The 23,680-nt window shown below is 36.2% G+C and carries 30 protein-coding genes and 1 pseudogene; 22 read left to right on the top strand and 9 right to left on the bottom strand.

Annotated features, from left to right (window positions below):
* The first annotated feature begins 5 nt into the window (after window positions 1-5).
* The 15 genes from sufC (at window position 6) to LCP48_RS18435 (ending at window position 14,005) form a co-directional block, all read left to right on the top strand.
* Window positions 6-785, top strand: a complete 780-nt coding sequence (gene sufC / locus LCP48_RS18505) for a Fe-S cluster assembly ATPase SufC (protein ID WP_004228249.1) — start codon at window positions 6-8, stop codon at window positions 783-785.
* Between the two features lie 18 nt (window positions 786-803).
* Window positions 804-2,111, top strand: coding sequence for a Fe-S cluster assembly protein SufD (gene sufD, locus LCP48_RS18500; protein WP_009371996.1), 1,308 nt, complete (start codon window positions 804-806; stop codon window positions 2,109-2,111).
* A complete protein-coding gene (locus tag LCP48_RS18495) occupies window positions 2,111-3,340 on the top strand; it encodes a cysteine desulfurase (protein ID WP_004228251.1) in 1,230 nt (409 codons plus the stop codon). The genes sufD and LCP48_RS18495 overlap by 1 nt, the downstream gene beginning before the upstream one ends.
* Window positions 3,330-3,755, top strand: a complete 426-nt coding sequence (sufU, locus tag LCP48_RS18490; RefSeq protein WP_004228252.1) for a Fe-S cluster assembly sulfur transfer protein SufU — start codon at window positions 3,330-3,332, stop codon at window positions 3,753-3,755. Before LCP48_RS18495 ends, sufU begins: the two co-directional genes overlap by 11 nt.
* A 99-nt stretch (window positions 3,756-3,854) precedes the next feature.
* Complete coding sequence (sufB, locus tag LCP48_RS18485) at window positions 3,855-5,252, top strand: Fe-S cluster assembly protein SufB (RefSeq protein ID WP_009371995.1); 1,398 nt, start codon at window positions 3,855-3,857, stop codon at window positions 5,250-5,252.
* A gap of 245 nt (window positions 5,253-5,497) precedes the next feature.
* Window positions 5,498-6,496 (top strand): ABC transporter substrate-binding protein, encoded by a 999-nt coding sequence (locus LCP48_RS18480; protein WP_225340417.1) that lies wholly within the window; start codon window positions 5,498-5,500, stop codon window positions 6,494-6,496.
* 181 nt (window positions 6,497-6,677) lie between these two features.
* A complete protein-coding gene (locus tag LCP48_RS18475; protein ID WP_225340416.1) occupies window positions 6,678-7,535 on the top strand; it encodes a DUF72 domain-containing protein in 858 nt (285 codons plus the stop codon).
* Window positions 7,535-8,359 carry a sulfite exporter TauE/SafE family protein gene (locus tag LCP48_RS18470; protein WP_009371993.1) on the top strand — a complete coding sequence of 275 codons (825 nt, stop codon included), beginning with the start codon at window positions 7,535-7,537 and terminating at the stop codon, window positions 8,357-8,359. Before LCP48_RS18475 ends, LCP48_RS18470 begins: the two co-directional genes overlap by 1 nt.
* A gap of 20 nt (window positions 8,360-8,379) precedes the next feature.
* Window positions 8,380-9,747 (top strand): bifunctional metallophosphatase/5'-nucleotidase, encoded by a 1,368-nt coding sequence (locus LCP48_RS18465; RefSeq protein WP_004228265.1) that lies wholly within the window; start codon window positions 8,380-8,382, stop codon window positions 9,745-9,747.
* A 33-nt stretch (window positions 9,748-9,780) separates the two neighbouring features.
* Complete coding sequence (locus LCP48_RS18460) at window positions 9,781-10,890, top strand: HD-GYP domain-containing protein (RefSeq protein ID WP_004228267.1); 1,110 nt, start codon at window positions 9,781-9,783, stop codon at window positions 10,888-10,890.
* A gap of 23 nt (window positions 10,891-10,913) precedes the next feature.
* The gene (gene yunB / locus LCP48_RS18455; protein WP_048394406.1) at window positions 10,914-11,711 is read left to right on the top strand and encodes a sporulation protein YunB; all 798 of its coding nucleotides are present in this window, start codon (window positions 10,914-10,916) and stop codon (window positions 11,709-11,711) included.
* Window positions 11,712-11,818: 107 nt separating this feature from the next.
* Window positions 11,819-12,736, top strand: a complete 918-nt coding sequence (lipA, locus tag LCP48_RS18450; protein ID WP_004228269.1) for a lipoyl synthase — start codon at window positions 11,819-11,821, stop codon at window positions 12,734-12,736.
* Between the two features lie 33 nt (window positions 12,737-12,769).
* On the top strand, window positions 12,770-13,117 hold the full coding sequence (locus LCP48_RS18445) for a YutD family protein (protein ID WP_004228271.1): 348 nt from the start codon (window positions 12,770-12,772) through the stop codon (window positions 13,115-13,117).
* Window positions 13,118-13,231: 114 nt separating this feature from the next.
* Window positions 13,232-13,759 (top strand): D-glycero-alpha-D-manno-heptose-1,7-bisphosphate 7-phosphatase, encoded by a 528-nt coding sequence (locus tag LCP48_RS18440; protein ID WP_009371990.1) that lies wholly within the window; start codon window positions 13,232-13,234, stop codon window positions 13,757-13,759.
* Window positions 13,760-13,810: 51 nt separating this feature from the next.
* Entirely contained in the window at window positions 13,811-14,005 is a 195-nt protein-coding gene (locus LCP48_RS18435) for a hypothetical protein (RefSeq protein WP_175400780.1), read from the top strand.
* Between the two features lie 78 nt (window positions 14,006-14,083).
* Here LCP48_RS18435 and LCP48_RS18430 read toward each other — a convergent pair whose 3' ends face one another.
* Window positions 14,084-14,350, bottom strand: a complete 267-nt coding sequence (locus LCP48_RS18430) for a DUF3055 domain-containing protein (protein WP_009371988.1) — start codon at window positions 14,348-14,350, stop codon at window positions 14,084-14,086.
* An 88-nt stretch (window positions 14,351-14,438) separates the two neighbouring features.
* Here LCP48_RS18430 and LCP48_RS18425 point away from each other — a divergent pair, with 88 nt between their 5' ends.
* Together LCP48_RS18425 and LCP48_RS18420 are read left to right on the top strand one after the other, a co-directional pair.
* Window positions 14,439-14,891 (top strand): DUF86 domain-containing protein, encoded by a 453-nt coding sequence (locus LCP48_RS18425; protein ID WP_009371987.1) that lies wholly within the window; start codon window positions 14,439-14,441, stop codon window positions 14,889-14,891.
* Window positions 14,888-15,640: a TIGR01457 family HAD-type hydrolase gene (locus LCP48_RS18420; protein ID WP_004228283.1), complete on the top strand. Its 753-nt coding sequence runs from the start codon at window positions 14,888-14,890 to the stop codon at window positions 15,638-15,640. The genes LCP48_RS18425 and LCP48_RS18420 overlap by 4 nt, the downstream gene beginning before the upstream one ends.
* 79 nt (window positions 15,641-15,719) lie before the next feature.
* On the opposite strand, the gene LCP48_RS18415 is transcribed toward LCP48_RS18420, so the two are convergent.
* Window positions 15,720-15,956, bottom strand: a complete 237-nt coding sequence (locus LCP48_RS18415; RefSeq protein ID WP_004228286.1) for a YuzB family protein — start codon at window positions 15,954-15,956, stop codon at window positions 15,720-15,722.
* Window positions 15,957-16,225: 269 nt separating this feature from the next.
* On the opposite strand from LCP48_RS18415, the gene LCP48_RS18410 reads away from it, so the two are divergent.
* Complete coding sequence (locus LCP48_RS18410) at window positions 16,226-17,290, top strand: NAD(P)/FAD-dependent oxidoreductase (protein ID WP_004228288.1); 1,065 nt, start codon at window positions 16,226-16,228, stop codon at window positions 17,288-17,290.
* 54 nt (window positions 17,291-17,344) lie between these two features.
* On the opposite strand, the gene LCP48_RS18405 is transcribed toward LCP48_RS18410, so the two are convergent.
* Window positions 17,345-17,680: a YuzD family protein gene (locus LCP48_RS18405; RefSeq protein ID WP_004228290.1), complete on the bottom strand. Its 336-nt coding sequence runs from the start codon at window positions 17,678-17,680 to the stop codon at window positions 17,345-17,347.
* An 83-nt stretch (window positions 17,681-17,763) separates the two neighbouring features.
* On the opposite strand from LCP48_RS18405, the gene LCP48_RS18400 reads away from it, so the two are divergent.
* Window positions 17,764-18,000 (top strand): NifU family protein, encoded by a 237-nt coding sequence (locus LCP48_RS18400; RefSeq protein WP_004228295.1) that lies wholly within the window; start codon window positions 17,764-17,766, stop codon window positions 17,998-18,000.
* A 47-nt stretch (window positions 18,001-18,047) separates the two neighbouring features.
* Here the strand turns inward: LCP48_RS18400 and LCP48_RS18395 are convergent, their stop codons facing one another.
* Window positions 18,048-18,740, bottom strand: coding sequence for a DUF2225 domain-containing protein (locus LCP48_RS18395; RefSeq protein ID WP_004228303.1), 693 nt, complete (start codon window positions 18,738-18,740; stop codon window positions 18,048-18,050).
* Window positions 18,741-18,926: 186 nt separating this feature from the next.
* Here LCP48_RS18395 and LCP48_RS18390 point away from each other — a divergent pair, with 186 nt between their 5' ends.
* Entirely contained in the window at window positions 18,927-19,301 is a 375-nt protein-coding gene (locus LCP48_RS18390; protein ID WP_009371985.1) for a HesB/IscA family protein, read from the top strand.
* Window positions 19,302-19,487: 186 nt separating this feature from the next.
* Here LCP48_RS18390 and LCP48_RS18385 read toward each other — a convergent pair whose 3' ends face one another.
* The 4 genes and pseudogenes from LCP48_RS18385 to LCP48_RS18370 all read right to left on the bottom strand — a co-directional run bounded on the left by LCP48_RS18385 (window position 19,488) and on the right by LCP48_RS18370 (window position 22,106).
* Window positions 19,488-19,841 carry a DUF3139 domain-containing protein gene (locus LCP48_RS18385; protein WP_263643101.1) on the bottom strand — a complete coding sequence of 118 codons (354 nt, stop codon included), beginning with the start codon at window positions 19,839-19,841 and terminating at the stop codon, window positions 19,488-19,490.
* A gap of 506 nt (window positions 19,842-20,347) precedes the next feature.
* Window positions 20,348-20,752 carry an NUDIX hydrolase gene (locus LCP48_RS18380; protein WP_004228319.1) on the bottom strand — a complete coding sequence of 135 codons (405 nt, stop codon included), beginning with the start codon at window positions 20,750-20,752 and terminating at the stop codon, window positions 20,348-20,350.
* A 218-nt stretch (window positions 20,753-20,970) separates the two neighbouring features.
* The gene (locus LCP48_RS18375; RefSeq protein ID WP_225340415.1) at window positions 20,971-21,366 is read right to left on the bottom strand and encodes a hypothetical protein; all 396 of its coding nucleotides are present in this window, start codon (window positions 21,364-21,366) and stop codon (window positions 20,971-20,973) included.
* 222 nt (window positions 21,367-21,588) lie between these two features.
* Window positions 21,589-22,106, bottom strand: a pseudogene (locus tag LCP48_RS18370) (GNAT family N-acetyltransferase).
* A 165-nt stretch (window positions 22,107-22,271) separates the two neighbouring features.
* Here LCP48_RS18370 and LCP48_RS18365 point away from each other — a divergent pair.
* Window positions 22,272-22,490, top strand: a complete 219-nt coding sequence (locus LCP48_RS18365; protein ID WP_082431457.1) for an NUDIX hydrolase — start codon at window positions 22,272-22,274, stop codon at window positions 22,488-22,490.
* Here LCP48_RS18365 and LCP48_RS18360 read toward each other — a convergent pair.
* Complete coding sequence (locus LCP48_RS18360) at window positions 22,449-23,000, bottom strand: hypothetical protein (protein ID WP_004228323.1); 552 nt, start codon at window positions 22,998-23,000, stop codon at window positions 22,449-22,451. The two genes, LCP48_RS18365 and LCP48_RS18360, sit on opposite strands and share 42 nt — an antisense overlap.
* 160 nt (window positions 23,001-23,160) lie before the next feature.
* On the opposite strand from LCP48_RS18360, the gene LCP48_RS18355 reads away from it, so the two are divergent.
* Window positions 23,161-23,658: an NUDIX hydrolase gene (locus LCP48_RS18355; RefSeq protein WP_009371965.1), complete on the top strand. Its 498-nt coding sequence runs from the start codon at window positions 23,161-23,163 to the stop codon at window positions 23,656-23,658.
* Window positions 23,659-23,680 lie beyond the last annotated feature (22 nt).

The following is a 23,680-nucleotide window of genomic DNA, read 5'->3' as shown; positions in this document are numbered from 1 at the left end:
TTTTCATGTCAACTTTAGTTATTAAAGATCTTCACGTTGCTATCGACGGAAAAGAGATTTTAAAAGGCGTAAATCTTACAATTAATACAAACGAAATTCACGCAATTATGGGACCAAACGGAACTGGTAAATCAACACTAGCTTCTGCTATTATGGGTCATCCAAAATATGAAGTAACTTCAGGTACTGTTGAGCTTGATGGCGAAGATGTTCTTGAGATGGAAGTAGACGAGCGTGCTCAAGCTGGTTTATTCCTAGCTATGCAGTATCCTTCTGAAATTGCTGGTGTTACAAATGCTGATTTCCTACGTTCAGCAATTAACGCGCGTCGTGAAGAAGGCGATGAAATTTCATTAATGAAATTTATCCGCGAATTAGATAAAAACATGGAATTCCTAGAAATGAACGAAGATATGGCACAACGTTATTTAAATGAAGGTTTCTCTGGCGGTGAGAAAAAACGTAATGAAATTCTTCAATTAATGATGATTAAACCAACGATCGCTATTTTAGACGAAATTGACTCTGGTCTTGATATTGATGCTCTTAAAGTAGTATCTAAAGGAATCAACGCAATGCGCGGTGAAGGCTTTGGCTGCTTAATGATTACACACTATCAACGTCTTCTTAACTACATTACACCAGACCATGTACACGTAATGATGCAAGGACGTGTTGTGAAATCAGGTGGTGCAGAGCTTGCACAACGCTTAGAAGCAGAAGGTTATGACTGGATTAAAAAAGAATTAGGAATCGAAGAAGAAACAGAAGAACAAGAAGCATAAAAAGGAGGACGAACTAGCATGACAGTGGAACTTAACTTGCCTGTAACAGTACAGGACGTGCGCTCGTTCTCAGAAGCAAATGGTGAACCTACTTGGTTTACAGAACTTCGCGCGGCAGCACTAGACAAAGTAACTGGTTTAGATTTGCCAAAACCAGATAGAACGAATATTACAAAATGGGATTTCATGAACTTCCCAGCGTTGGCAGTTCATAGTGAGGCATTCCCTTCATTGGATGCTCTACCTGAAGAAGCAAAAGGTTTAATTGACCTTGAAGCACAAGAAAACCTATATATTCAACGTAATAATACACCAGCATATATTAAGGCATCACAAGAACTTGCTGATAAAGGTGTTATTTTTACTGATATTTTCACAGCAGTTCGTGAATATGGCGAACTTGTACAAAAATACTTTATGACAGAAGCTGTTAAAGTAGATGAGCATAAGTTAACAGCACTTCATACAGCACTTGTTAATGGTGGAGTGTTTGTATACGTACCAAAAAACGTGATCATTGAGCAACCACTTCAAGTTGTTTTCCTTAATGACAATGCGGAAGCTTCATTATATAACCATGTTTTAATAGTAGCAGAAGCAAATTCTGCTGTAACATACGTGGAAACATATATTTCAACGGTTGAAGAAGCAAAAGGCCAAGCAAATATTATTGCAGAAGTAGTTGTCCAAGATAATGCGCAAGTAACATATGGAGCAGTGGATGTGCTTGCAAAAGGCTTTACGACATATGTAAATCGTCGTGCACGTTTAGCACGTGACGCAAAAGTAGATTGGGCTCTTGGTTTAATGAATGACTCAGATACAATCTCAGAAAATATTACTCATCTAATTGGTGACGGTTCTCATGCAGATACAAAAACAGTCGTAGTTGGTCGTGGAGAACAAAAACTTAACTTCACTACTGAGGTTCGTCACTGGGGTAAAAACTCAAACGGGCATATCTTAAAACATGGTGTCATGAAAGATGCAGCTCAGTCAATCTTTAACGGTATTGGCTATATCGAGCATGGTGCAACAAAAGCCGATGCACAACAAGAATCACGTGTATTAATGCTGTCAGAAAAAGCTCGTGGGGATGCAAACCCAATTTTATTAATTGACGAAGATGATGTAACAGCAGGACACGCAGCATCTGTTGGTCGAGTAGATCCATTACAGCTTTACTATTTAATGAGCCGTGGTATCTCGAAAGCAGAAGCAGAGCGCCTTGTTATCCATGGATTCCTTGCGCCAGTTGTTACGCAATTACCAATTGAAGGCGTTCAAAAGCAACTGACGGAGGTTATTGAAAGGAAAGTTCGCTAATGATGAATAAAGACATTAAAAGCTATTTCCCAATTTTAAATCAGGATGTAAATGGTCATAGACTTGTATATCTTGATAGTGCAGCGACGTCTCAGAAGCCTGTTCAAGTGATTGAAGCGATTAAAGCTTATTATGAATTTGATAATTCCAATGTTCACCGTGGGGTGCATACACTAGGAAACCGTGCAACAGATAAATATGAAGGTGCTCGTGAAAAGGTTCGTAAGTTTATTAATGCACAATCAACACAGGAAATTATTTTTACGCGTGGTACAACAACCGCTTTAAATACAGTTGCGACAAGTTATGGACGTGCAAATGTTGTCGAGGGTGATGAAATAGTCATTACTCATATGGAGCATCATTCCAATATTATTCCTTGGCAACAATTAGCCAAAGAAAAAAATGCAACTTTAAAATACATTGAGCTTGAAGCTGACGGCACTCTTAGCCTAGAGAAAGTACGTGCAATAGTCACACCTAAAACTAAAATTGTTTCGGTGTCTATGGCATCAAACGTACTTGGAACAATAAATCCAATTAAAGAAATTGCGCAAATTGCACATGCTAATGGTGCTGTCATGGTAGCCGATGGTGCACAAGCTGCGCCACATATGAAAATTGATGTGCAAGATTTGGATGTAGATTTCTTAGGTTTCTCAGGGCATAAAATGTGCGGACCAACTGGAATAGGTGTACTATATGGTAAAAAGGAACACCTTGAAAAGATGGAGCCAATTGAATTTGGTGGCGAAATGATTGATTTTGTTGGGCTTTATGAATCAACGTGGAAGGAATTACCGTGGAAATTTGAAGGTGGAACGCCTATTATTGCAGGTGCAATAGGTTTAGGAGCCGCTATTGATTTCTTAACTGATATCGGGTTAGATAACATTCTAGAGCATGAGCATAAGCTTGCAGGCTACGCAATGGATCAACTTGAGACAATTGACGGTTTGAAAATTTTTGGCCCACGTGACCCTATGAAGCGTTGTGGATTAGTGACATTTAATCTCGATGATGTACATCCACATGATGTGGCAACTGTGCTTGATATGAACGGTATTGCTGTTCGTGCTGGACACCATTGTGCACAGCCACTAATGAAATGTCTTCAGCAAGTAGCGACAGCACGAGCAAGCTTCTATCTGTACAATACAGAGGAGGATATTGACCGTTTAGTTGCAGGGTTACGTTCTGCGAAGGAGTATTTTGGCGATGTCTTTTAATAATTTAGATCAACTATATCGTTCAGTCATTATGGATCACTATAAGAATCCTCGTAATAAAGGATCTTTAGATGGGAATGCTGTAACGATCGATATGAACAATCCGACTTGTGGCGACCGTATTCACTTAACATTGAAAGTGACAGACGGTGTTGTAGAGGATGCAAAATTTGATGGTGAAGGCTGTTCTATTTCTATGTCCTCTGCATCAATGATGACACAGCTCATCAAAGGAAAGAAAGTAGAAGAGGCTATTGAGCTTTCTGATATTTTTTCTAAAATGATGATGGGTGAAGAGTACAGTGATAAATATGACCTTGAGGATGTTGAGGCACTGCAAGGTGTTTCACAATTCCCAGCACGAATTAAATGTGCAACATTGGCTTGGAAAGCAATGGAAAAAGGTGTGAAATAAATCTTACTTCCTTGTTCTTGAGTGAAAGCTACTATGGCTTCACTCAAAGCAAGGGATGATTACCTAGAAAAATACATCTCAATGAACGGAGGAGAAACGATGGCTAAAAAAATGCCTGATATCGGCGATTACAAATACGGTTTCCATGACAAGGACGTATCAATTTTCCGTTCAAAACGCGGTTTAACTGAAGAAATCGTCCGTGAAATTTCAAATATGAAACAAGAGCCAGAATGGATGCTAGAATACCGTTTAAAAGCTCTTGAAACATTTTATACAAAACCGATGCCACAATGGGGTGGCGATCTTGGAGATTTAGATTTTGATGAAATTACGTACTATGTAAAACCATCAGAAGCTACTCAAAAATCATGGGATGAAGTACCTGATGAAATCAAAGCAACTTTTGATAAATTAGGTATCCCAGAAGCAGAACAAAAATATCTTGCAGGTGTATCTGCACAATATGAGTCTGAGGTAGTTTATCACAACATGAAAAAAGACCTTGAAGATCTTGGTATTGTGTTCAAAGATACTGACTCTGCTCTACGTGAAAACGAAGATATTTTTAAACAATATTGGGGCAAAGTGATTCCTTACACAGACAATAAATTTGCTGCTTTAAACTCAGCAGTATGGTCAGGTGGATCATTTATTTATGTGCCACCAGGTGTTAAAGTAGAAACACCGTTACAAGCTTACTTCCGTATTAACTCAGAAAATATGGGTCAATTCGAACGTACACTTATTATTGTAGATGAAGGCGCTCACGTACACTATGTTGAAGGTTGTACAGCTCCTGTTTACACAACAAACTCTTTACACTCAGCAGTTGTAGAAATCATTGTACGTAAAGATGCATATTGCCGTTATACAACAATTCAAAACTGGGCGAACAATGTTTACAATCTTGTAACGAAACGTACAGTTGTAGAAGAAAACGGTACAATGGAATGGATTGATGGTAACATCGGTTCTAAATTAACAATGAAATATCCAGCATGTATCCTAAAAGGTGAAGGTGCTCGTGGTATGACATTATCGATTGCATTAGCAGGTAAAGGACAACACCAACATGCTGGCGCAAAAATGATCCATATGGCACCGAATACATCTTCAACAATTGTTTCTAAATCGATTGCTAAACAAGGTGGTAAGGTAACGTATATGGGACAAGTTCGTTTCGGTCCTAAAGCAAGTGGTGCACGTGCTAACATCGAATGTGATACGCTGATTATGGATAATCAATCGACTTCTGATACAATTCCTTATAACGAGATCCTTAATGATAATGTATCTTTAGAGCACGAAGCAAAAGTTTCAAAAGTATCTGAAGAACAATTATTCTATTTAATGTCTCGCGGAATTTCCGAAGAAGAAGCAACAGAAATGATCGTAATGGGCTTCATCGAGCCATTCACAAAAGAACTACCAATGGAATACGCAGTAGAAATGAACCGTCTGATTAAATTTGAGATGGAAGGTTCTATCGGTTAATTTATTAGTCATCCCTAGTCACAACATACATTGTGACTAGGGGTTTTTTGTTTTGTGTTTTTACGTTGAGAATGAAAGTGGATATTTAGAATATATCGAAATAGTACTGGATTTTTTTAAGATTACACACTAAAATGATAATGAGAATCAATATCAATTAAGAAGGGGTTGATAAATCTAGAAGATGTTCAGTACTTCAATAAGCCAGATGAGATAGTTAATCATCTTCAAAGGAGAATATGTAAATGAAAAAGAAGTTTTTATTTATTAGTTTCATAGCATTATTTATGCTCATTCTCGCCGCATGTGGAGAGAAGAAGGCAGTAGAAGAGGAATCTTCCACTGATACACCAAAAGAAGAAGAAGTGACACAGACAAAAGAAGAATCAACAAATGAAAATGGCACAAGAACGATTGAATATCTTGGTGAAAGCTATGAAGTGCCAGAAAAAGTGGAAAGAATTGTTGTAACAGGAGCTATGGAAGCGATGGAGGATATGGTTGTGCTGGATATTCACCCAGTAGGAGCTATTGCTATTGGTGGCAAGTTCCCTGAGCTCTATGCTTCTGTAACAGACAAAGCAGAATCTATTGGTGAGAAGATTAAACCAAACTTTGAAAAAATATTAGAATTAAATCCAGATATCATTTTAGGGTCGACAAAATTCCCAGAAGAGGTACAAAGTAAATTAGAGAAAATTGCACCTACAATTTTGGTTTCACATATTTCGACGAACTGGGAATCTAATTTGAATTTACTAGCAGAACTAACTGGTAAGCAAGCAGATGCTGAGAAGATATTATCTACATATAAGGCTGGTATTGAAGTTGCTAAATCCACGTTAACTGAAAAACTACAAGATCAAAAAGTGGCGGCTATTCGTATTCGAGGGGGACAAGCGTATGTTTATCCAAAAGAGGTATTTTTAAATGCAGTTCTTTATGGAGAGCTTGGTTTAGCAGTACCTGATGAAGTTGCTAAAGCTAAATCTCAAGAGGCCATTTCTGTGGAGCAACTTGCAGATATGAATCCTGATTATTTATTTGTGCAGTTTTCAACAGATGAAAATGCGGACGCGCCGAATGCTTTAGTAGACTTTAAAAAGAATCCAATCATCCAAAATATTACTGCATTTAAAAATGACCAAGTATTTGTTAATGTATTAGATCCATTAATGGAAGGCGGCCCTGCATACAGCCGGATTAAGTTTTTAGAGGCGATTCAGCAAAATCTTTTGAAATAAATGTAGCCTGTTAAAGTAGCATGAGTTCAATGGAATATGGACGCATGCTTTTTCTTTGGCAAAATTAAGTAGATGCTCAATCTGCTATTAGTTTAGACAAAAGAAGGTATATTTTTTACATGATGTTTATTTGTAGTGACATACTGTGTGCTATGATTATGTAGATAGAGGAGGATGTCACATGATTGTAGTAGGATTAACTGGTTGGGGCGATCACCCTTCACTTTATAGTGGAGTGACTACTTCAAAGGATAAATTATTTGATTACACAGGTCATTTTTTAACGGTTGAAGTAGATACTTCTTTTTATGCCATACCAGCCAAAGAGCATGTTCGGAAATGGTGTGAGGATACACCTGAAAACTTCCGTTTTGTTGTGAAAGCTTACCAAGGCATGACGGGGCATTTACGTGGAGAGATTCCCTTTGAATCAAAAAATGATATGTTCAATGCATTTATTGAATGTGCCAATGAATTTAAACGTTATGGAAAGCTAGCCATGGTATTAGCACAATTTCCACCATGGTTTGATTGCCAAGGAAAAAATGTGCAATATTTATTGTATATCCGACAACAGCTAAAGGATTTTGAAGTAGCGATTGAATTTCGAAATCAAACATGGTATGCAGAAAGTGTTGTCAAGCAGACGATAGATTTTTTACGAGAACAACAATTTATCCATACGATTTGTGATGAACCACAGGCTGGTGTAGGATCTGTTCCTTTTTATCCTGTAGTGACTGCAAATAAAGCGTTGATTCGTCTCCATGGTCGCAATATACATGGATGGCGGAACACAGGAAATGCAGAAAATTGGCGTAAAGTTCGCTTCTTATATGATTATAATAAAGAAGAATTACAGCAGCTTGGGGATAGCATGAAAAAGCTTGAAACAGAGGTCAATGAACTCTTCGTTTTATTTAATAATAATTCAGGTAATCATGCAGCGAAAAACGCAAAGGAGCTACAAGGTATGTTGAATATTAACGATGTCGGGTTGGCACCTAAACAATTAAACATATTTGAAGGGGAACTATAATGGAGTTTATTTTATTAGTCATCATTGCATTGCTTGCTGGTCTAATTGGCTCATTAGTTGGGCTAGGTGGTGGTGTAGTATTAGTACCAGCAACATTATACATCGGCTTAAATTTAGGAATGATCCCAGATATTACACCACAAAAAGTAGTCGGTTTATCAGTTGTGATGATGATTTTCACGGGACTTGCCTCCACACTAAGCTATATGAAATCTAAAACGGTGGATTATAAAAGTGGCTTTATATTCTTTATTGGAAGTATACCTGGAACGATTCTTGGCGCATGTGTCAATAAAGGGTTAGATTTACCATCCTTCAATTTATATTTTGGTATTTTACTTATTATTTTATCGATTATTTTGCTTGTGCGGGACAAACTGAAGCCTGTAAAATGGTTTGTAAAAAATGGTATGCAGCAAGAATTTACTGACTCTGAGGGAAAAACCTATGTATATGGCTATCCCATTTGGTTTGCCATTACATTAACATTTGGTATTGGCTTTGCTTCTGGGTTATTTGGAATAGGTGGCGGCTCCATGATTGTGCCAGCAATGATTATTTTATTCTTATTCCCGCCACATGTCGCGGTGGCAACATCGATGTTTATGGTATTTTTAACGTCCATCGTTAATTCCGCAAGCCATATTGCTTTAGGACATGTCCCTTGGCTCTATACAATCCCTGTGATCCCGGGTGCTTACTTAGGTGCAAAGCTAGGTGCTGCGTTAAATAAAAAAATTAAATCCGATACACTTGTACTAGCTTTAAGGATTATTCTATTATTATTAGGAATTCGATCTATTATAGAAGGCATATTAGCTTAATTTGAAGTGAGGTGGCTTTAATGCTTGAAAAGATCCATATTTTTCACACAAATGATTTGCATAGTCATTTTAAGTATTGGCCACGAATGCAAAGCTATGTGAAAGAGAAAAGAAATAATCTGGCGAATATCGGGGAAACAAGCTATCTGTTTGATGTTGGAGATCATTTAGATCGGTCCAACATTTATACAGAAGCAACAGTTGGGAAAGGCAATGTGCGATTGCTCAATGAAGCAGGTTACGATGTGGTGACAATCGGCAACAATGAAGGCATTACATTATCTCATGAAGAGCTCTTTCACTTGTATGACAATGCTAATTTTGATGTCGTTGTGGCAAATGTATATGCCTCACATGGGAAGAGGCCAGCATGGATGAAACCTTATGTAATATTAACAACAGCAATGGGTACGAAGCTGGGTGTCATTGCAGCCACGGCCATGTTTGAAGTATATTATGAAGAATTAAATTGGCATATGGACGACGCTCGTAGTACATTGCTACGTTTAGCGCATCAACTACGTGAAGAAGTAGACATTGTTGTATGCTTATCCCATTTAGGCATTACAGAGGATGAGCTCTTAGCGGATGAGTGTCCAGAAATTGATGTTATATTCGGCTCTCATACGCATCATGTCCTACCAGAGGGCAAAATGATTAATGGGGTTTTACTGACAGGTGGAGGTAAGTTTGGCCAATATACTGGACATCTTATCATAGAATATGATAAAAAATTGAGGAAAATTGTTGAAAAAAAGGATACTTTAATTCATAATAAGGATTTGCCAATTGTTAAAAATGAACAAAACATGGTGCAGTTTTTGGAGGATGAGGGTAAAAAAATTTTGGATACTCCAGTTTTTACAACAAAGAAAGCCTACAACAAGGAATGGTTCCATTATTCACAGCTATCTGATTTATTTGCACATGCAATTTTGGAGAAAAGTGGTGCCGACTGTGCATTATTCAATGCAGGGATATTTTTAGATGGTCTTCCTAAGGGAATAGTGACTGCCTTAGATTTGCACCGAATTTTCCCACATCCCATTAATTTATGTACAATTGAATTATCCGTTGCTGAAATGAAAGAAATTTATATGCAATCCAAAAATGAAGAATGGCCCTATATCGAACTAAAAGGATTAGGGTTTAGAGGCGTCATTTTTGGGAAAATATTGACATATGGATTTTCCATGAATGAAAATCGGCAATTATTAATTAATGGTAAGCTAGCAGATCAAAATCACATTTATAAACTGGTCACATTGGATCTGTTTACATTTGGTTATTTTTATCCAAGTTTTAAATATGCAAAAAAACAATATATTTTACCTGAATTTTTACGAAACATTATGATAGATTATGGTCAAAGATTCTTTAAACAATAGAGAGAGTTTAAAGAATGGAATGGGGAAGAAGTCATGCGATTAATTTCAATCGATGTATTAAAAGAAGGAATGGTATTAGGAAGAACCATTTGGAATGAGGCAGGTCATCCGCTTTTAAAGAAAGATGTTGTCATTAATGACCGTATTATTCAAAGACTTCAACAGTTAAATACACATTATTTATATATTGACGATGAGATTTCTGAGGGTATAGAAGTAGAAGAGACCGTTCCACCTGCTATGCGAAATAAAGTCATCAAAACTATAAAGGATTCGTTCCAGTCCATTGATGGTTTGAATCCAGTAAATGCTTCTTATATATTAGATCAGCAATCTAAGACAATTGTTTCGATTGTAGATGAATTACTTTCTGCAGTTACTGGAAATAATGAAATTCTAACCATTTTAACAGATGCTTATTTATTTGATGAATATTTATATCAACATTCTTTCCAAGTGACATTGTATTCTATTGCCATTGCCAAAGAACTTGGCTACTCTGCTGAGGATTTACGTTTGATCGGAATCGGTGCATTATTACACGATGTCGGTAAACTAATGGTACCGAAAGATATTTTAACAAAGCCAGGACGTTTAACGAATGATGAGTTTGAAATGATGAAGATGCATGCTCGTTACGGTTTTGATTTATTGAGGAATTTACATTCAATCTCTCTGCTTGTGGCACACTGTGCTTTCCAACACCATGAACGTATTGATGGAAGTGGCTATCCAAGAGGACTTGTTGACTTTGAAATTCATCCATTTGCCAAGATAATTGGCGTTGCAGATGTTTTTGATGCGGTGACGACGAATCGTGTATACCGGGAAAAGATGCTCCCTTCACAAGGACTAGCTATTGTTGAAGCTGGCTCGGGTACTCTTTATGATGCTCGAATTGTAAAAGCTTTAAAAAGAGCTGTCGTTCATTATCCAAATGGTGTTATTTTAAAATTATCAGATGGACGCCGTGGGATTGTATCTAGACAAAACACGTTGGATGCGGCATTACCATGGATTCGTATTTTTGAAGAACAAGATCAATTGCTTGCAGCTACATATGAAATTAATTTAGTGGATTATCCTGAGGTAACAGTTGAGAATGTTGAGACGGATTATGTGGTTCCCGCAAAAGTAGAATAAATTACTCCTTCTGTTCATACGTTATGGAACAGGAGGAGATTTTTTTGTTTTTCCCTCGAAAAAGAATGAAATTACGCTCATATGGTAGAAGGGGAATGCGTCTTAATAAATTAACGATTTTAATTGTTAGTATGGTTGTTTGCCTTATATTATTTATTTATTATTTAAATGAACGGCTCATGCCAACCTATTTGCAATATGCAGAAGTACAAACTACGAAGATTGCCTCATATGTTGTGAGTAAAGCCATTAATTCACGTACCTCTAATGTATTAGATGTAAATGATATCATTGAAGATATTCCTCCAGGTACGTCTGAAATGATGACCACTAAGTTTAATACAGAAATCATTAATCGTGTTCGAGCAGAGACATTAGAGCTTGTTAAAATGTATTTGGAGCAAGCTGAACAAGGAGAGCTATCCCATTTACCTGAATTAGATAATGTTGAATATGATATTAACAGGATCCAAGATGGTGATGGCATTGTCTTTTTTGTACCGCTTGGTCAAGCAGCCAATATTCCTTTGCTTGGAAATTTGGGGCCAAAGATCCCGATACGCTTCCATGTGATTGGGAATGTTCATAGTAATGTGACATCCTCTATTCAAGAATTTGGAATCAATAGTGCTTATGTGGAGGTAGGTATTCATTTAGAGGTAAATGTTCAGATTATTGTTCCTTTCGCTAGTAAGTCTTCTACCGTTGCACAGGATATACCTGTAGCGATGGGCCTAACAAGGGGACCTGTTCCAAACATTTATACCAATAGTAGTGACGCGCCACAACCGTCCATAGAAATACCTGTCCCTTATAAATAGAAATGTTTGTTGTGATAGTTGTTGGAGTGCCTTTAATATGTTACATTGACAACAGTGAAGATAGTTAATATTAAAAAATGTATATTTTTGATAGGGGCGATATTCGTATGACATCTTGTAAACCTACAAGTAAAGAAGAACATGTAAGAAAACCAGATTGGCTAAAAATAAAACTAAACACGAATGATGAATATAAAGGGCTTAAAAAGCTGATGCGTGAGAAAAATCTGCATACAGTATGTGAAGAAGCTCGTTGTCCAAACATCCATGAATGCTGGGGAGAGAGACGTACTGCTACCATGATGATTCTTGGTTCCGTTTGTACACGTGCTTGTCGTTTCTGTGCAGTGAAAACAGGTTTACCAAATGAACTAGATTTGGCAGAACCAGAGCGCGTTGCAGATTCAGTAGCCATTATGAATTTAAAGCACGTTGTTATTACAATGGTAGCACGTGACGATTTAAAGGATGGCGGAGCGCAAGTTTTAGCAGAAACAGTACGTGCAATTCGTCGTAAAAGTCCTTTCACATCTGTTGAGGTATTGCCATCAGATTTAGGTGGGATGAAGGAGAACCTTCAAATGTTAATGGATGCAAAACCAGACATTTTAAATCATAATATTGAAACAGTACGCCGTTTAACACCAAGAGTGCGCGCTCGTGCAAAATACGAACGCTCTTTAGAGTTCCTGCGTTTAGCTAAAGAGATGCAGCCTGAAATTCCAACGAAATCATCACTAATGATTGGATTAGGCGAGACACATGAAGAAATCTTAGAAGTCATGGACGATTTACGTGCAAATAATGTTGATATTATGACGATCGGTCAATATTTACAGCCAACGAAAAAGCATTTACCAGTTAAAAAATACTATTCACCAATAGAATTTGGTAAACTGCGTAAGATTGCCATGGAGAAAGGCTTTAAGCATTGTGAGGCTGGCCCACTTGTACGTAGTAGTTATCATGCAGACGAACAAGTAAATGCTGCAACGAAAGAACGTCAATTACAAGCGGAAGTGTAAACGTCAAGGCTGAACGAAAAGGGTGGTGTCACTTTGATCATAGTTGAAGGATTAGAATATGAACTAATAGAAGATTATCGCGAGGCCTTTCAGGAGGAAGTTTTTCAGGAAAGATACTCAGATATCTTAGCCAGATACGATTATATTGTAGGTGATTGGGGCTATAACCAGTTACGTTTAAAGGGCTTTTTTGATGATAAAAATCAAAAATCCACTTTTGATACAAAAATAAGTACCCTTCAAGATTATCTATACGAATACTGTAATTTTGGCTGTGCTTATTTCGTATTACGTAAATTGGGGAAAGTTATGAAACAGCCAGAAGTAGTGGATATGAGTGAAGTAACAAAGCCAACAGACCATGAACCTTTAGCAGAATAAACTCTTATACAAAAACCTGATGTGATAGGCATCAGGTTTTTTTTCATCATTGTTAGCTTTTGTGTAATTGGGGAAAACTAAAGCACAAAACAGCTTATCGAAGGTGTGTTGCAAATGAAAAGAGCCGTATTTTTAGATCGTGATGGTGTTATCAATGAAGTACTGACCAATCGTGTGAAGTTTGTGAATAAGCCTAAGGATTTGTACTTTTTACCGCAAGTGCCTGAGGCAATCAGAAAGCTAAATAAGCATTTTGATTATGTGTTTGTCGTGACAAATCAAGGTGGGGTTGGTTTAGGCTTTATGAAGGAAAGTGGCTTACAGAAAATACATGAACATATGGTGAAGGAGCTAAAGAAAAAAGGGGCAGTGATCCATGAAGTCGTTTATTGTCCGCACAAACCTAAGTCAGGTTGTGCCTGCCGCAAGCCCAATAGCAAATTAATTGTGGATTTAGGAAAGAAATATAACATTGATTTATCAAAATCCTATATGGTAGGCGATACAGATACGGATATTATTGCAGGGAAACGGGCAGGATCAAAGGGTGTTTTCTTAGGGGAACAAGATTCATTAGCAGATGCTGTCTTTCCAGATTTAATAAGCGCTGCCCAGTGGATTATCAAGGATGCAACAGCTTAAACGTATTGAGAAAAAGGAAGTATAAATCATTAAAAAAGGGATAATTTATGAATGGAGGTGATGATGTTGGCAAAAGAAAAACGCAATAAAAAGCCATTAGATCGAGAGGAATATGGGTATGGTTTTGATATTAGTGTAGACGATTTAGCTGTGATTGGTCAAAATCAGCAAGCGAAAAAGCAAAATGATAATGAAAATAAAGACAAGCCCCATAATAAAGATAATCCATCCACTTTAAATAAATAACAATCCGTAAAAAGATTTCGCAATCGCCCATGGCTAGCGGAATTTTTTTATATAAAAAAACACCCAATAAAATGGGTGTTAGTTCAATAATTCACGCAAGTATTCCCGTAATTCGATTGTTTCTTCCTCTGTGCGATTGTACACATGTTCTAAGTAACCAGGCTCTTCTACATCATCAGGACCAATAATAGCAAAGCGACCGAACTGGATATCCATGACAAGCACTTTTCCAAAGAAGCGGCCAGATTGTAATATAGCTAAATCATAACGTAGCTTTTGTCCAGCAAAACTAACAAATCTTGTTTTCGTATCTTCTACATCATCATATAAAAAAAAACGTTCCATCTTTTAATCTCCTTCCAATCCTATAGTTATGGTACTATAGAAGAGAAAAGACTATCAACTTTTAAAGATTTGAATGGGGGCTTTCCTTGTGTATTTTGTAGATCGTAATAAAATCACAAAAAATTTACAGTACTTAGATGGGCTATTAACTATTTTGGAGACAGAAGATAACTGGCTTCAAAATGATATAAAAAAATTAGCTATCGAGCGAATTGGGCACAACATTATGGAGTCAATGATGGATGTAGGAAATTTAATGATTGACGGTTTCATTATGCGCGATCCAGGAAGCTACGAGGATATTATTGATATTTTAGTCGATGAAAAAGTTGTAGCTGCTGATTTGGAAGCACCATACAAAGCAGTTGTTGGCTTACGTAAAATGCTTGTGCGTGAGTTTATAGAGGTAGATATCCAAGAGGTTATCCATGTACTAACAGCTAATCTAACAGCTTTAAAGCAGTTCTCGCCAGCAGTTCATAATTATTTAACAAATGAATTAGGACCGGTTTCAGCATTTTTGCCAGAGGATCATCAATGAAACAATATAAGGCCTATTGCTTTGATTTAGATGGAACTGTCTACCGTGGGAAGGAAGGTATTCCTTCTGCGGTAGCTTTTATTCATCGTTTACAGCATGCAGGAATTGAGCCATTCTATGTAACGAATAATTCTTCGAAGACGCGAGAACAACTGCAAGAAGCTTTACTGTCTATTGGTGTGAACGCGCCATTAGAGCATATTTATTCAAGTGCATTGGTCACAGCAAAGTATGTGGCATTACATTTTCCAAGCAAGAAAGTAGCCATGATGGGTACAGATGGTATTCGTCAGGCACTACTAAATGAAAATATTGTGCCTGTTGAGGATGAGCCCGATGTATTTGTTATGGGGATTGATCGTACGCTTGATTATATGGCACTTGCTAGGGCCACGGTTTTTGTTCAGCAAGGAGCAACCTTTATTGCCACGAATCAGGATATTAAATTCCCAACAGAATACGGGTTCTTACCAGGCAATGGTTCTTTTGCACGCTTGGTAGGAGAAGTTGCAGATGTTGAACCAATCTATATTGGTAAGCCATCGCCAGCCATGCTGGAAGTAATTGCTACCGAGCATGGGATTGCCAAAGAAGACATGGTAATGATCGGTGATAATTATGATACGGACATTATGTGTGGTATTCGTTTTGGCTGTGACACCATTCATGTGAATACTGGGGTGACGCCTACAAAGACTGTCCTCGAAAAAGAATGCCAACCTACATATGTAGTGGACGTACTAAAGTAATAAAAGGATGTTTATGCTAATTTTCAGCATAACATCCTTTTTATTTGTTCAAATTTATTCATATAGGCATTTTAGAAAACTACCATAAAGGATTTTCTTCGATAAATTGATAAATGGCTTTCGTTAATTCATCAGGAGAATCAGCTTCTACTAATTCACCGTTTACAATTGCATAAAAGGATTCTGAGCACTTTGTACAATAACTGAGGCAGCCATATTCCAAAACGTCGATGTTTGGATCGCGTTCGAGTACTTCATAAGTTGCTTGAGAGCCATTTGCCAAATTACTTATACAAAATTCAACCATTGGATTCATCCATGTCACCTCACCAAAGTAATGCTACTCGGTTTTACGATTTTCGTCAATTATTTATGTTTAAGAGAAAAGAAACGTTTTTTAATAAAAGATAAAGGGAACTTGTTATTAATGGCTTAAAAATCAATAGAAATGAACAGGTTCTCGTTTATTTTGTGAAATCTTTCACAAAATTTCATTCTGATATTGTGAAACTTCTCACAATCGGTTATACTCGTTTGTGGATACTTTGTGAACAATTATTAAAAGAGATATAAAAGGAGACTATTATGGGAAAATTAGTACTTTTAGGTGGCGGCTACGGCAATATGCGTGTCATGCTTCGTCTATTAAACAGCCTACCGTTAGACAGAGAGGTAGTTATAGTAGATAGAGCCCCTTTCCATAGTTTAAAAACAGAGTTTTATGCATTGGCGGCAGGGACAGCAACAGATAAAGAAATTCGTGTAAGCTTCCCAGAGCATGAACGTTTAACAGCCGTATATGGAGAAGTCGTTGAAATTAATCGTGCGGAAAAAGTAGTCATTCTTGAAGACGGACAACGTATAGAATATGATGATTTAGTCATCGGGCTTGGCTGTGAAGATAAATATCATGGTGTACCAGGTGCGGAAGAGTATACGTACAGCATTCAAACAATGGGCAAATCACGTGCAACATTCCAAGCACTTTGTGGGTTACCAGCTGGATCTACAGTTGGAATTATAGGGGCTGGCTTAAGTGGAATCGAGCTTGCAAGTGAGCTACGTGAAAGTCGCTCAGATTTAAAAATCAAGCTATTTGACCGTGGTCAACGTATATTGAAAGATTTTCCAGAAAAACTAAGTAAGTATGTAAAGGATTGGTTTGTTAAGCATAATGTTGATGTTGTTGCCAATTCAAATATTACAAGAGTAGAGCCAGGTAAAATTTTTAACCATGATGATGAAATTTTACTCGATGCAGTGGTTTGGACTGCTGGTGTTCAGCCAGTCAAAATTGTTCGTGATATGGATGTTGAAAAAGATAAACATGACCGTCCACTTGTCACACAGTATTTTAATTTACTGGATGATGAACATGTCTATGTTGTAGGAGATTGTGCTTCATCAGATTTAGCCCCAACAGCACAATTAGCAGAGGAACAAGCGGAGCAAATTGTGAAAGTACTTCGTATGCGTTGGAAAGGTGAACATTTACCAGAGAAGATGCCAGATATTAAATTAAAAGGCTTCATGGGGGCTCTTGGTAAAAAACAAGGCTTTGTATACTTAGCTGATACAACAGTAACTGGGCGTATCGCTCGCTTAATGAAATCAGGATTATTATGGTATTACAAACGTCAAAATGATTAATTAGCTAAAAGGGATTGTTTCAAAAATCATTTTGATACAATCCCTTTATTTTCATTAAACCGTTTCGTCTGGAACAAACCCTAAATTTTCAAGCGCTGTAAATACAGGCTTTAATTGGACATAGCCCTCTCCAACTACCTCATTGTTAATAAGGACAAGAGGATAGAAAAATTCATCATCTTGAATACGTGATGCATACTCTTGATCGCGTTCATTCTCAATTGGCCCTTCAATATCGATATAGCGAATATCATATACTTGATCTGGATATTTCCGATTGATGGCCGCTTGCAGCCATTCATATGTATCCTTGGAAGATGGGGCATTGACACAGCTAGCACAGATGACAGCTGTTCCATAAATTTCAATCATAGGTTTTGTTGATGGCATAGTATTTTCTCTCCTTGTGATTCAATATTGGATTTTTTCTGTTGCTAACATTATAATCATTATAAGGAAAGGAGTCGAGATAAATGGCAGAAGCAACAATTAACGACCAAGTTCAAGAGGTATTAGATAAATTACGTCCATTCTTACTACGTGACGGTGGAGACTGTGAATTAGTAGATGTTGAGGATGGCGTTGTGAAATTACGTTTATTAGGTGCTTGTGGCAGTTGCCCAAGTTCTACGATTACATTAAAAGCTGGTATTGAACGAGCATTATTAGAAGAAGTACCAGGTATTGTAGAAGTAGAGCAAGTATTCTAAGCCTTTCTAAAAAGTTCTAGCTGTTAAGCTAGAACTTTTTTATATCCCTATATATGACGCGCATGTTCTTTTTCTTCACGAATAATGGCCCACTGTTCTTTCGCCATATCTATAATTTTTGCCTCACCACCGACACTTTGTTTTTCAATGACTCTAGAAAAGAAGCGTGTCGCATTTTCAATATCTCCAATACGTCTAGATAATTCAGCAATCATATACATAATTCGGACGGCTGACATTTGTGTGGAGCTGTAGTCCTCGGTTGAATAAGATTCCATATAATAATCACGTGCTAATTTCATAAAGCGCTCTTCTTGTCCACTATTGTTCAAGGAACGATAGAGCCATGCAAGACGTAAAGTTAGTCCAGCAATCGCTACATTTTTTTCTTTTTTAATCGTGCCACAAAGAAACGCTAACTTATAGGCTTGAATGGCTTGAAATACAGTACGTTCACCCTTGAAATCATGATGCACCCATTTTTCTGTAATTTGTGTTCGTATATGATCTTGGATCCCTGGTGCAAAATATTTTGTAAAATCTTCTGTAAAGGAAAAGCCACAATGCTCACATACAAAAACATTGTAATAAAGAGCATTCACTTCATCTGCATAAATAGGTTGAAAATCTGTTTCTGTATGATCTACTTTAATAAATTTTGAACGCACTTTTAATGTTGGAAATTCTTTTTTGCAATTTAAACATTGAATCTTTTTCTCGTAATATGGTGAAATCTCCATATATATTACCCCCTGCCAAGAATTCGTTGTAACTATTATACCAATGATGTTTTTATTAACATGAATAAAAAATACTATTAATGTGAAAAATATGAGAATTATAACATAAAATCGACATGAAGCTGAATGTTTGTCATACAATGGTCAAAATTGTTATGATAATACGTAAGAAGGAAGGTGATTGGGATGACAAGTACAAAGCAAATTATAGAAGTGACACAGGCTGCTGGCTTTCATATTAATGAAATGATGGAGCATAATGAAGAACAAGGTTCTTTTTTACGTGTAGTGGTGAATGGTGGCGGCTGTAGCGGGCTATCCTATGGCATGCATTTTGATAAAGAGAAAAAAGAGGATGATTTTGAAGATGTACAGCATGGTTTAACAATTCTTGTTTCCCGTGAAGATGCGCCGATTTTGATGGGAACAAAAATTGATTATAAACAATCGCTAATGGGCGGTGGCTTCACAATCGACAATCCAAATGCTATCGCATCATGTGGCTGTGGCACGTCTTTCAAAACGGCGAAACGTGAAGGTACACCTGAGGTTTGTGAGTAATTCAACGTAATATAAATGTAGAACAAGGATTGTAAATTGCAGTGAAAACCTGAGTGTCACAATCCCGATTATATGTAAACACAACTCTAAATTAGCGTATTTAGGGTTGTGAATACCAAGCCTTTTTGATTTGTATGTTGCAAAACATTACGAATTAAGGAGGCTTTTTTGATAGTCCAAAGCAAATTAATCTCTATTATCAAGAGAATTTTTACATTCCTTTTCACTATATTTTGTCTCACCCTCAAATATTTCAGTAACACCATCTAATGAAAGTCTGTCTTTTTCACAAAATTGCTGAACTTGTTTTCCTTTTTTAGTTATTCCGTAATAATAGGTTGTATTAGGTTCATCTTTAAAAATAACCATATAATGTCCGTGATAAAAATCTTTATTTATTAAGTGCTTGGGTTCAACAAAATGTGATTCTTCAATTTCTTCGTCTATATATCCCTTCTCTTCTAAATATTCTGGAACATACTTATTAGCAATGTATTTTGTATATGGATTACCGTTGTTTAGAACATAAATAAAACCTATTGGCAGTGCAAAGACAATAACAGCGATTAGGGTACTAGTTATAATTAATATCTTTTTTTTTATTCATCTTACATCCCCCTAAAAATTGTTTTTTCCTTCTCTTTAATAACGGAATAATCATGATTTACGCACAAGTCCTTGATTGATATGTGATAGACTTTGTTTCGCTTATTGAAAAATGAAAATACCCCCTATTATTCCGAGTGAAATTGAAGCTACAAACCATTTGCTCAATTTACCAACTAAAGTATCTCTTTTTGTGTAATTTTACACCATTTCGGTGTTTAGTCAATTGGTAATTATAATTCTATCTACATTTAACAGCCTATAGGGGTTGATAGTAGAGTAGAAGAGTGTTAGTTTATTGGTGCTACAATGCCATTTGTGAAGCACTACAGGAGTAAGCCTAGGGGCATAACAAAAGGACTTGCATATATGAAAATTCAATCATAAACACAAGTCCTAATCTTATTGAACTAAAGCCCCTCGTTAGCGTAATAAAAAGTCTATTTAAATGTAATAAAAAATGGATGATTATTTTTATCTAAACATATTAAAAGTTCCTCTTTAAAGTCATCATTTCTTATCAGTTTTAGTGCCTCTTCCATGCTAAAAAAACCAACCTCTAAACTTTCTTTGCTTGTTTTTAAACGTCCATTTATAGGTGTTCCTAACCACCACATATTACATATATTTCTTTCTAACTCTTGTGAGGCTCCACAAAATCCAATAATATCAATGTTTATTCCTGTTTCTTCTTTAACCTCTCTAATCACTGCACTCTTTATATTCTCATTTTCTTCTACAATCCCACCTGGTAACTCCCAACCCCGATTAGGATCCTTTTTTAATAAAATCCTCTTATGTTCATCAAGAACTATCGCACCTGATGTAATAATAAATCGATTCATAGAAACACCACCTCCATATCATTATCTATCTTGAACTAAACTGCCACGTTAGTTCAATAAGAAAAAAAGAGCTGCTTATGCAACTCAATAATCTTTAAGTAAAGCCCCCGTTTGAACAAGAAATGCTCCCCAAACAAAGTTTTGTTATCTAACTTTGGTTTGGGAACGTAATTCAATTGTGGTCGTATAGAAAGTACAAGATACTATTTCTTAAAACATTATTTACTATACCATTTGCTATCAAGTTGAAATATTTCTCCATCTTTTGTTACACGATAAGTCACTCCTATTTTTGGTGTAGACTTATTACTTACATCATAATCACCTAATTGAATGGCATCGTCGTAGTTTCTTGAATAAATAATAAACTCTTCATTTGGATATGTGTTCTGTAAATATTCCTCTAATTCATCATATCGTTTTGCATGAAGGTTTGAAAGTATAGTAGGATAGATTGCGACAAAAACAATATAACTACTGACAATTATACTAACGATAATTCGTGCAATCTTTTTTCTTTTTCGAAAAACTATAAATAATAAAGCGACAGGTATTGAAATAATTACTGCAATCAAAATTAAAAAAAGAGAATCTTGTGGTTTCAAAAAAATCACCTCATTAAATTAAATGACACCAAAATTCTTCACCAATTGTAGGTTTACTCTATGCTTTGGTAGAAAATTCTCTCAAGAAAAATATAAAATTTGTTTAAATTCCAGGGTGGTTAGTTTACATTCGAGCTATTTTTTATGGGATAAATAGAAGAAAAAAATGTTTGTATAATACTTGAAAAACAACATAACTATCGAGCCTCTTTGTTCATGACGACAGAATATTTAAAATTTATAATACCAAAAAATCGCTATTTCATTAGCTGAAGGGAAGTTTGAATAGAGCATCGTATCAACTGTGCCTATAACAAAATTTTTTTTGCATAAAAATTACAAGCTGATACATTAATATCTTGTGTTTCAAGCATCAGGCCACACATGTTATTCACCTTTGCCCATTCCATTGCTCGATTGATTAATGCTGTTCCAACACCATTTTTCCTATAAGCTGTTCCAACAGCAATGTCTTCAATAAGTCCATATCCATTCCAATTCGAGCGGAGCTTAATTTTTCCAAAACAGTTGTGATCAACGTTATAAAAAATACAGCTTTCCCCTTATCTTCAACATAACTAATGTTATTTCATCATCTTCATATTTTTTTAGTATGGTATAGAAAATATTTCTTCTGTATAGGTCCAAACATTATTTTCATAGGTCGGTATACTTCTTCCAAAGACCTTGAAACCCTCGTTGCATTTATTAAAGTCTTTCATATTTAGATGATTCATTTTAATGATCATTTTAGTCTCCTTCCTATAGAAAGTGAGAATAAGATTTTAAGAACAGAATATTAAATCTATTGTGAATTGTAACAGGTTATAATGAATAAGGGGAGCAATATGGTAATTATTTATCAGAGGAAATAACTTTTTCTAAACAATTGAGAAGATGAGAATCATACAACTGTGTGCAGTATAATAGATCATCAAAATAAAGTACTTTTAAAGAAAGATTCTACTAGAGGTTGGGAGTTGCCAGGGGGGTGTGTAGAAAAGGAAGAAACGTTTAAAGAAGCGGCTATTCGAGAGATGAAAGAGGATAAATGTGTATTAGGTTCTAAGAAAAGGCGTTTTTCCATTAAGCTAAATAGACTTTTCACGCTCAGTAAATTTTGCCCCATTTAGCATTGCTAGCTGATAAATTGCTCTTTTTTCGTCGAGGCCAAATTGTCCGTTTTCCATGATTACAAATTTTTCATTGTTTGTTGTTTGAAAGTAATATGTTCCCACTGTACCTATTTCATATTCATAGATAACCTCATGTATATCTTGCCATTTGTAAATAGTTTGATGGTAATACTGTTGAAAAACGATTTGATCCTTTTGTATCGCGCTATAGCTTGAAAAAGAATAATAACCTAATACGAAGCTGCTTAAGGTGATTGCAGACGAAATGACGTAAATATATGGATTTCTTTTTAATCCGAGGACAATCAAAGCTAATACTATCAATCCGAAGGCTATTAAAAGCATAATAAAGTTGCTAGGAGGAGTAATTAGTACGACATTATCTTTATTAAAATAAAATGTATGGGATATAGTTAAGGGCATAAAAAAGCCTAGAAAAGGAGTTAATATCGCTAACATAAGTGCTGCTATAAAGTACTTTGCTCGTGGTGAGAATGCATTTAACATAAAATTCACCTCCTAAATAAGAATTTATAGTTATTTTAAGTGTAACATATTTACAAAAAAAGGGTTACATACATATTATAAAATTGGTCGTAAAATTCAGAATAAATGCTTCATTCCATAGAAAGTGAGCAGGTATAATAGGTAGATAGAGGTGAAGGTTATGAGAAAAGATAGAGGGAAAATATGGTTGGGTGTATCAGGTGTTACGGTGAATGAGCTTGGGCAATGGTTAGTTGTGAAAAAGGCTTATAGCGGATTGAAAGGACGTTGGTCATTGCCAGCAGGTTTTGTTAATGCAGGAGAAACGGTGGATGAGGCGGTCATTCGTGAAATCAAAGAAGAAACAGGCATCGATTGTAGAGTCTCAGGCTTAATTGGATTTAGAACAGGTGTCATCCGGGATGACATCAGTGATAATATGGCCATTTTTTATTGCCGAATGCTAGATGAGCAGCAGCAGGTATGTATTCAGGAAAATGAAATTTTAGAAGCTAAATGGTTGTACCCTCAGGAGCTAGCCCAAGATGAATCAACATCTGTTATGTTAAAGGAAATGGCTTCCAATCAATTTGAAAGACATCAATTAGAGGCGATAGAAGGGATTAATCCAGGTGATATTTTTGGTTATACCTCTTATCGTTTATTCTTTAAAAAATAATATGACCTTTTGGAGGTGACCT

Origin of the sequence: Lysinibacillus capsici (genome assembly GCF_020217405.1) — a bacterium.
Taxonomy (GTDB): Bacteria; Bacillota; Bacilli; order Bacillales_A; family Planococcaceae; genus Lysinibacillus; species Lysinibacillus capsici.
The sequence above is the reverse complement of the archived record's forward strand: the minus strand, read 5'-3'. Positions and strand labels throughout refer to the sequence as shown.